The following is a 7,492-nucleotide window of genomic DNA, read 5'->3' as shown; positions in this document are numbered from 1 at the left end:
CCGCAGGCACCTCATGAACGTCCTCACCATGGTCGCTGTCGGCATCTCCATGATCATCAGCTCCGTCAACCTCGGTTAAAGGAAAAACCATGAACGACAACCACCTCGTCGTCTGCGGTCAGCAGGTCGCCATCGGCCCCATGCTCGCGCACATGATGCTCACCAGCCAGGACCTGCAGGACCGGCTGCTCGGCCTCGCCGACCAGGACGAGAGCATCAGCGAGGTGCACTTCCCGGTCGCCGAGACGCGCGGCGTCATCACGCTCGAACTCGGCATCGCCTGCGGCTTGCCCATGCTGACGGTCGCCTATGTCGACGAGACCCATACCGCCACCTTCGGGCACGTCGGCGGCGATTCGATCGAGACGATCGAGAAGACCTTCGAGGGCGAGGCCGAGGTCATCGAATGGCTCGAGGACAACCGGGATCATACGGGTAGCCACAGCCAGGACGAGACCCTGCCCTTCGCCGACCGGTTCGGCGAGTACGCGCGGGTCACGGTGACCGACATCGAGGCGAGCCCCTCGCACGACGGCACCTGGGTCGCGACAGGCGACGTGTGGTCCGACCATCTCGACGCCGGTCTCCAGCGCGAGGCCGAAGCCTCCCGCAAGGCGGCCTGAGCCTTCCATCCACCGCAGCGTGAAAAGAGAAGAGGATCTCCCCTCGGGAGGGGAGATCGATACGTTCCGGAGCGAAGGGAAAGGACCCTTCCTCGCATCCGGTGATACACCAGCGCGAAAAAATTCGTTTCGCCGCATGAACCGACGTCAGCCAGGCGGAGCGCACAGAGCGCTCCAATCCATTCTGACAACATATCAAGACGAATTGAAATAAAGAGAAGGAAAAATATCCATGACCAAGCGCGACGTCGTCCTTGAAATCACCAACGCCGATGGCACCGATTTCCAGCAGTGGCTGCTCGGCATTCCGGCAGAGATGGACGCGCAGGCAGCCTTGCCGAGCCTCGTGCAGGCGGTCATGGACAGCCTCGACAGCTCTGGCATCGACGACTTCCAGGCCCGTTTCGGACCGAAGTCGCAGAGCGTAACGGACACCGAAGACGGCGCTATCGTCGGCCTGCTCGTGCCGCAGTTCAGCGTGCGCGAGTTCGATCCCGCCATCGACCAGAAACTGGTCGATGCCTACGAGGCGACAGCCGACGACGTGCAGTCCACGACCGATGGACTAGACGATATATCGGAAGACGAGATGATGGAAGACAACACAACCCTCGCGCGCAATTCGGACGGTGTCATTCAACGCTATTCGATTTTCGATTTCAAAGACCTGAGGACGGGGCTGGAGTGCACCGAGGCAGACCTGGATGACGAAATGGTTCGACTGATCCTCGCCCGGAACGAACAATACACAATCCTGCATGATCGTTTCGGCGAATATGCGGCAGGCAGAGTTTTCTGCCATGCAACTACGGACGAGAAGGTTTCGACCACGATCTTCGGCAACGACGATTATTCGTCCATCATCACAACCTACGGTGAAGACGGTTCGCCCAACACCCACGTCCTGTGCCACAACGACAATGGTGATGAGCCCGTCACGCTCGCGAAATCAGCCTGATCCAGCAACCGCCCGCCGGGAGCAAGCTTCCGGCGGGCTCCATCGATCAGACATAACGAAAGGAAAGACATGCTCAAGAAACTTCCCGGCATCGACGACATGAACACCACGCCCAGGACCTGCGACCTTTCCGACTTTGAAAACTGCGATTCCCTGGAAAACGACCAGAAGCGCGTGCGTGCCATCCTGCGGAAAATGCCCGGCATGCAGGATCCCATCGAAGGACGTTCGATCAAGGCCGCCGACGTCGCCTATGAAATCGCAAGCACCGTCGTTTCCATCATCTATTACGATATCCACGACATCACGGTCGAGACCCGCCGCGCACTCGTCACGGCCTTCAGCGAAATGATCGACAGCGACAGCATCGCGGCGATCCAGCGCCTGCTTGCCCCGTTCGCCGAGGGCGAGGCGCTTGAGGAACGTACCGAAATCGTCTTCGGTATCGCTATCAAGACGGCGCCACAGATGTTCCCCAACATCTACTACAATGACCGCGAGACCAGCGTTCTCGGCGTTCCTGTATACATAGCCAAACACATCCGCAATTCCAAAGGTCCCAACACCCTTCCCGGCCGACTACCACGAGAAATGGCTGGCAACTTCTCGTGCAGAATTCGCCCCGGCCAGTCGTTCACGCCTTTCGGCGAGAGGCTTGCATATCAAGCGAGTGATCTTGTCATCAATGACAACGGGACGGAAGACATCATCCCGCTCGGCTGCTCGATCCAAACGTTCGGAGATGCGGAATTGGTCGTTCTTGCCCAATACATCAAAGAACGCCTGGCAGCCTGATTCATGCAGCGATTCCAGGGGCGACACCTGAAGAAGGACCTGACCGGGAAGGCTGGTGCAGCATGACCTGGACCCTGTCCGGCCAGGCGCTCCAGCCGGAAACGGACGCCGCCAAGGCGGCCTGAGCATGCTCGCCCGCGTCCTCCACAGGCTGCGGACCGGGCTCGGTCCCGGTCGTCCGTCTCCCGGTCCAGTCGCCGGTCCCGAAGTCCCGGACTGCCCCCACACCCGGTCCCTCGAGAACACCGGCGATCTGGGCGAGGGCCTGCGCTTCTGCAATGACTGCAAGCGCGTGCTCCGGCTCGAGAAACGCCGCGTACCCGAGAGGAATCCGGACGGCAGCTGGGCCGATCCGTCCTTCCACCGGACCCTCGACCGCGAGGAATCCATCTCCGCGCTGAAGGACCTGCAGGCCCGTCAGCGGATCTGAACCCTGCTCGTCGCAGGGCAGACGAACCGGACGGGGAGAAGGAAAATGGACGATCTCAGCAGGCAGCTGACCCTCGGCCAAGCCTACGACATCGCGGCCTACGCCAAGACCTCCAGCACGCCCCGCCTCTTCTGGGCTCTCGACCGGTTCGACTTCGACCGCGACACCCTCGGCGAGGACGCCCGCGTCCAGCGGCTGGAGGCCAGCCAGGCCTGCGCGATCGAGCTCGACCGCCGCGGCGTGCCCCTGCGCGATCCGACCGTGAAGGTCGGCTTCCCCCGCATGACGCCGGCCTGATCCGTCCCCACCACAGGAGACGACCATGGCAGACAACGCCGCAGACAATCCCGCACCGGCCAGCCGCACGCACAGCGTCAGCCTTGCGATCCGCAACACCACCACCGGAGAAGCGGCCTTCCCCGCCTACACCTTCGCCTCGAAGGAAGAGGCCGACCGCTTCAGCGAGTGGGCCTCGGCCAAGGGATTCGACCCGCGACCGGGTCGCTACTTCACCAGCGCGCAGGAGGCCATGCGTCACGCCGCGAGCATCTCGGACGCCTACTGGAGCTGATTCCTCCGGACCCCAAGCACAGGAGATCGAGATGAAGGCCAAGGACGACGATCGCCTCGACTCCATCCTGTGCGGTCTCGCCATGAAGAGCATCGAAGGGCGGATCCACGGTCCGCCCTTCCCGCACGTCCGAGGCAGGACGACCGACCGTCTCACGCTCTTCCTCATCGAACGGGGCGTCCTTGCGGCCGATGCCTACGACCCCGCCGCGGACGACCCGAACGAGCGCAACGTCATCGCGCGCGTGCGCTTCGCAGGCCGCTTCACCGCCCATCTCGAGCGCCGAGATGATAGCATCGTCGCGGCCATCAGCATGCCTGCGGCCATCATCACGAGAGGGCGGGTGAACATCTCCGGCCTTCCCCTGTCCCGTGTCAGCCTGCTGCGCGAGCGGATCACACCTCCAGGCACTCCGGACGGATCCGGGATCACGCTCGCGGACCTCTTCGAGGGGCTTCCCTCCCTGCCGATAAGACAGATGAGATGGCACGACGGCCACACCTCCATCCTCTACCAGGAGGAGACGCTTCCCTGGCCCGGCAATCGCTTGGCGGATTGATCGAATTGATCAGGTGGAAAGGAAAAAGACGATGCTCGCAGCGCTCGCCAAGGCAGAACGGATCGCCCCTGCTCCCTCCATCGACGGAGATGCCGCCAACGGCAAGCTGAGCAAGGGCGCCCGCAAGCGCCGCAACCGCAGGGTCCGCAAGGAGGCCGAGCGCAAGGCAAAGCGCAACGCCGAGCGTCCGCTGCACGGCTGCAAGATCCGCTTCGACCACGGCAAGAACCGCATCGACTGGGATCACTACAAGAACAGGAAGGCGAACGAGGGCGAGCGCATGGCCGTCCTCGCGCCGGGCGAACTGGACGACGACATCTCCGATCTCTTCCCGCCGATCCCGGCCGGTTTCGACAACACCATCGAGGAACTCGATGGCATGCTCGAAGCCGCCTACGGCAAGGTCCCGCCGGTCGCCAAGCCCGCCAAGCCCTTCAAGGCCTGGAACGAGGACGGCACGGTCTATCTCGGTGAAGAGGTCCTGAAGCTGGCCGCCGAGATCAAGGCCGAACGCAAGGCCGAGGCCAAGGCGGCCGCCGCCGAGGCCCGCAAGATCCGCAACGCCGAGAAGCGTGCAGCCGGTCTCCCGCTGCGCGCTCCGGCCAGGAAGAAGATCCTCACCGGCCGCGACATCCCCGGCCGGATCCGGGGCCGCGTCACCGTCACCGGCACGATCAACGCGAAGACCGGCGAGGCCCTCGTCATCGACGTGGCGTTCCGCAACACCGTCCACCAGGGCATCATCGTGTGGGCCGGCGCCGTCCAGCCGACCGTCACCGCGGCGGCCGAGAAGGGCAAGGCGATCGACCTCGTCATCTCCCAGCCGGCCAACGACCGGTTTAAGCCCTCGGTGCGCAGCGCCGCATAAAAAAATCTTCAGAGACAATTCGATCAGACGATTCATCCAAGAAGGAAAAACAACCATGCATGGCCAGCTCGTCAGCATCCAGATCGACAATGACCGACCGGACGATGACCAGGGGACCGGCATGCTCATGACGGTGATCGAGCCCTATCTCGAAGCCGGCGAGGCACTGAAGATCATCATTGCCCGGGAGAAAGCCGAATGCGTCGGGCTGGATAGCGACGACGAGGTCCGGACCTGCGAACTCATCGACGAGATGGAATGGCCGGAAGAGAAGAACGAGGACGGACACCTCATCCTCGATTCGGTGCGTTACGGCGGCATCATGACCGCAGAAGACGGCTGCGGTGAGGAATACCGCTTCATTCCCATCTCGCTGAACTACCAGGGCATCGATATCGAAGGCCGGGTGAAAGTGGAGACGGGAGCCGGTATGCAACCATCGCAGATGGATGAAAACAGCAAGTCCGCCCTCGAGGAAATTCAGCACGAGGACCGGATCAAAGCCGAGCGGACCATCGAAACACTGATCGGTCTGATCGCCCAGGAAAAGATATCCCGCCGAAACGAAGGTGCCTGGTTCGACGGACGTCCGATCGAAATCGAGCACCACATCACTCCGGACGCCGTCATTCGCATCCGTAACTTTCGTGATCCACACGGAGGAAAACGGATGAAGACAGACGGGCGGATTCGCCTCCAGCTCGTCGTTACCACCGAGGACCCGGAGGAAGCGCTGCAGTGGATGCACTCGACGGGTGCAGCGCTGTGGGAGGTCGCCCCGGATATCGCCGAAGACGAAGAAACCGGATTCGGAGCAATGCAGGAAATGCTGCTGGAACTGGACACCGCACGCACGAAGCACAAGCGTCAGTATGATGCGGCCACCGGTCAATATGATGCAGGCGAGCACGTCATCGTCTTCAAGCTCAAATAGGTCGGCGTCAGCGGCATCAAGGAAGGAAAAACCATGGCCAGAAAGCCATTGCATCTCGTCCTTCCGGTAGGGCAGGCCCCGGCGAAGAAGACGATCAGGCTCGTCGTCAACACCGAGGGCTTCCTCATCTATGACAGCGGGCAGGCATCGCAATGGCATGTCGACGACACGCGCGTGATGAAGGACCAGCCTCACCGCATCTACGGTTTCGACTTCGCAATGAAGGCCGATTTCACCGTCCTGGCCGAACGGATCGAAGGGCGTAGCTTCGAAACTCACGGGGCCCGCGCCTATCGCATCGAGCTTCTGATCCACGACGGAACCATCGCTGCCCACGGCGGCACACCGCCGGATGACGCCACCAGCGACATGTGGTGCTGCTGCAGGCGCTACACCGGCCAGAGCAGTTGGACGACCTTCAACTGCGCCGAACATTTCGGCGAGGAAGTGCTCGATCTTCCCTTCCCGGGCCTCATCGCATTCAATGAGAAAGACGCACGCATCCGGCTCGCCGAAAAGCTGGCTTCCCTGAAGCTCGCAGCCTGAAAGAGGCATCCCTGGCGGGGTCATCGAATCGATCAGAGAGAAGGAAAATACATGAATGCAATGACGCTTCCGACCACCGAAGACCTGGGCTCGAAGACGATGACATTCGCCGGGCACGATTGCACCGTCACCCCGGTCGTCGTGCTTCGCAGCACCGAAGACGACCTCGATACGGGCAATCGCATCGGCGGCGCGGCCGACCTGCCGGTCGGATACGAGGTGCCATGTTTCACCACCGAAGAAAACGGCCCGGCCGACACCCCGCTCGGCCATATCCTCACTCTCGACACCGCGACGATCAACGCGATGTATCCGGATCTGGCCACCCTGCCCGCCGGCAAGCTCGTCTTCCTGGGCACTACGGATCTCGGCATGGTCGCCGCAAACGGGCACAGTTCCACACGCGTGAGCCGTGTCGTTCTCGTTCCCGCCGACCAGGAAACCAAGAGCGCTGCCGACACCGACGCTTTCGTGGGCCGGGGCCTCGTCTTCTCCGCCACCAGGATGTTCGAACTCGGCGAAGACGCCGAAGCCCTCATCGAGGAACTCTACGAAAACGACCGCGACGAAGAGGCCGATGCTCTCTACGAGACCATCGACGCCGCGGCGAAGGAAGCCGGTGTCGACGAGGACGACTACGGCGCCGTCGCCTTCGACGAAATCAACTGCGTGCAGTGCGATCCCGTGCTGCGTGCCGCAGAAGAGGCCGTCAAGCTCTTCGGCATGGATCCGGTCGATGAAGACACCATCGACGGTTGGGTCTGCCTTGCCCAAGTCAACGAGCTCGGCACCAACAGCGGCTCGGTGATCGACTGGGAGGAAGGCAACCTCACCTACGCCATCCGCAAGGACGACCTCGTCGCCGGTCGCTTCGACCGCGTGGGATGCATGTTCCACTTCGGCTGATACGCCAGGCATCCTGATACCAATGCGCTGCCGGCATCCTGAGCCCATGACCGGATGTCGGCAGTCTCTCTTCATGCGGGATGATCAATCCGATCTCAGTGTATGAAGGAAAAAGAGATGTCCGAGACCGCATCCGACACGACCGCTCCAGAAAGCGTCATTCGCACCGTCTCCTTCGAACGCGAGGAGGACGGATGCCGCGCGGTCCTCGACATCCGGGAATACCAGACCCCGCCCCTCATCGAGGGCTCGCGCTCCTTCACCGCGCTCTCGAAGGACGAGATCCGCCGCCAGCTGATGGT

At 62.2% G+C, this 7,492-nt stretch carries 12 protein-coding genes; all 12 read left to right on the top strand.

Translation table 11 applies throughout. From position 1 onward, the window contains the following. The first annotated feature begins 89 nt into the window (after window positions 1-89). On the top strand, window positions 90-623 hold the full coding sequence (locus tag Q0602_RS00805) for a hypothetical protein (protein ID WP_298837503.1): 534 nt from the start codon (window positions 90-92) through the stop codon (window positions 621-623). 232 nt (window positions 624-855) lie between these two features. Then, on the top strand, window positions 856-1,581 hold the full coding sequence (locus tag Q0602_RS00800; RefSeq protein WP_298837500.1) for a hypothetical protein: 726 nt from the start codon (window positions 856-858) through the stop codon (window positions 1,579-1,581). A gap of 69 nt (window positions 1,582-1,650) precedes the next feature. Further along, on the top strand, window positions 1,651-2,376 hold the full coding sequence (locus Q0602_RS00795) for a hypothetical protein (RefSeq protein ID WP_298837497.1): 726 nt from the start codon (window positions 1,651-1,653) through the stop codon (window positions 2,374-2,376). A gap of 127 nt (window positions 2,377-2,503) precedes the next feature. After that, a complete protein-coding gene (locus Q0602_RS00790; protein ID WP_298837493.1) occupies window positions 2,504-2,806 on the top strand; it encodes a hypothetical protein in 303 nt (100 codons plus the stop codon). A gap of 45 nt (window positions 2,807-2,851) precedes the next feature. Next, on the top strand, window positions 2,852-3,103 hold the full coding sequence (locus Q0602_RS00785; RefSeq protein ID WP_298837490.1) for a hypothetical protein: 252 nt from the start codon (window positions 2,852-2,854) through the stop codon (window positions 3,101-3,103). Window positions 3,104-3,128: 25 nt separating this feature from the next. Then, the gene (locus tag Q0602_RS00780; RefSeq protein WP_298837488.1) at window positions 3,129-3,377 is read left to right on the top strand and encodes a hypothetical protein; all 249 of its coding nucleotides are present in this window, start codon (window positions 3,129-3,131) and stop codon (window positions 3,375-3,377) included. Between the two features lie 31 nt (window positions 3,378-3,408). After that, window positions 3,409-3,936 carry a hypothetical protein gene (locus Q0602_RS00775; protein ID WP_298837486.1) on the top strand — a complete coding sequence of 176 codons (528 nt, stop codon included), beginning with the start codon at window positions 3,409-3,411 and terminating at the stop codon, window positions 3,934-3,936. 31 nt (window positions 3,937-3,967) lie between these two features. After that, on the top strand, window positions 3,968-4,804 hold the full coding sequence (locus Q0602_RS00770) for a hypothetical protein (RefSeq protein WP_298837481.1): 837 nt from the start codon (window positions 3,968-3,970) through the stop codon (window positions 4,802-4,804). Between the two features lie 55 nt (window positions 4,805-4,859). Continuing rightward, window positions 4,860-5,738 (top strand): hypothetical protein, encoded by an 879-nt coding sequence (locus Q0602_RS00765; protein WP_298837478.1) that lies wholly within the window; start codon window positions 4,860-4,862, stop codon window positions 5,736-5,738. Window positions 5,739-5,771: 33 nt separating this feature from the next. Continuing rightward, on the top strand, window positions 5,772-6,284 hold the full coding sequence (locus Q0602_RS00760; protein ID WP_298837476.1) for a hypothetical protein: 513 nt from the start codon (window positions 5,772-5,774) through the stop codon (window positions 6,282-6,284). 51 nt (window positions 6,285-6,335) lie between these two features. Further along, window positions 6,336-7,190 carry a DUF1963 domain-containing protein gene (locus Q0602_RS00755; protein WP_298837474.1) on the top strand — a complete coding sequence of 285 codons (855 nt, stop codon included), beginning with the start codon at window positions 6,336-6,338 and terminating at the stop codon, window positions 7,188-7,190. Window positions 7,191-7,307: 117 nt separating this feature from the next. After that, window positions 7,308-7,492: hypothetical protein (locus Q0602_RS00750; RefSeq protein WP_298837471.1), on the top strand; the 185-nt coding region annotated here is incomplete at its 3' end.

Source organism: uncultured Salinicola sp., from assembly GCF_937921195.1.
Lineage (GTDB): Bacteria > Pseudomonadota > Gammaproteobacteria > Pseudomonadales > Halomonadaceae > Salinicola.
The sequence above is the reverse complement of the archived record's forward strand: the minus strand, read 5'-3'. Positions and strand labels throughout refer to the sequence as shown.

Coding starts and splice junctions, on each gene's coding strand:
- Q0602_RS00765 (WP_298837478.1), top strand. CDS start 4,860: ATGCATGGCCAGCTCGTCAGCATCCAGATCGACAATGACCGACCGGAC.
- Q0602_RS00775 (WP_298837486.1), top strand. CDS start 3,409: ATGAAGGCCAAGGACGACGATCGCCTCGACTCCATCCTGTGCGGTCTC.
- Q0602_RS00785 (WP_298837490.1), top strand. CDS start 2,852: ATGGACGATCTCAGCAGGCAGCTGACCCTCGGCCAAGCCTACGACATC.
- Q0602_RS00790 (WP_298837493.1), top strand. CDS start 2,504: ATGCTCGCCCGCGTCCTCCACAGGCTGCGGACCGGGCTCGGTCCCGGT.
- Q0602_RS00770 (WP_298837481.1), top strand. CDS start 3,968: ATGCTCGCAGCGCTCGCCAAGGCAGAACGGATCGCCCCTGCTCCCTCC.
- Q0602_RS00805 (WP_298837503.1), top strand. CDS start 90: ATGAACGACAACCACCTCGTCGTCTGCGGTCAGCAGGTCGCCATCGGC.
- Q0602_RS00755 (WP_298837474.1), top strand. CDS start 6,336: ATGAATGCAATGACGCTTCCGACCACCGAAGACCTGGGCTCGAAGACG.
- Q0602_RS00780 (WP_298837488.1), top strand. CDS start 3,129: ATGGCAGACAACGCCGCAGACAATCCCGCACCGGCCAGCCGCACGCAC.
- Q0602_RS00800 (WP_298837500.1), top strand. CDS start 856: ATGACCAAGCGCGACGTCGTCCTTGAAATCACCAACGCCGATGGCACC.
- Q0602_RS00795 (WP_298837497.1), top strand. CDS start 1,651: ATGCTCAAGAAACTTCCCGGCATCGACGACATGAACACCACGCCCAGG.
- Q0602_RS00760 (WP_298837476.1), top strand. CDS start 5,772: ATGGCCAGAAAGCCATTGCATCTCGTCCTTCCGGTAGGGCAGGCCCCG.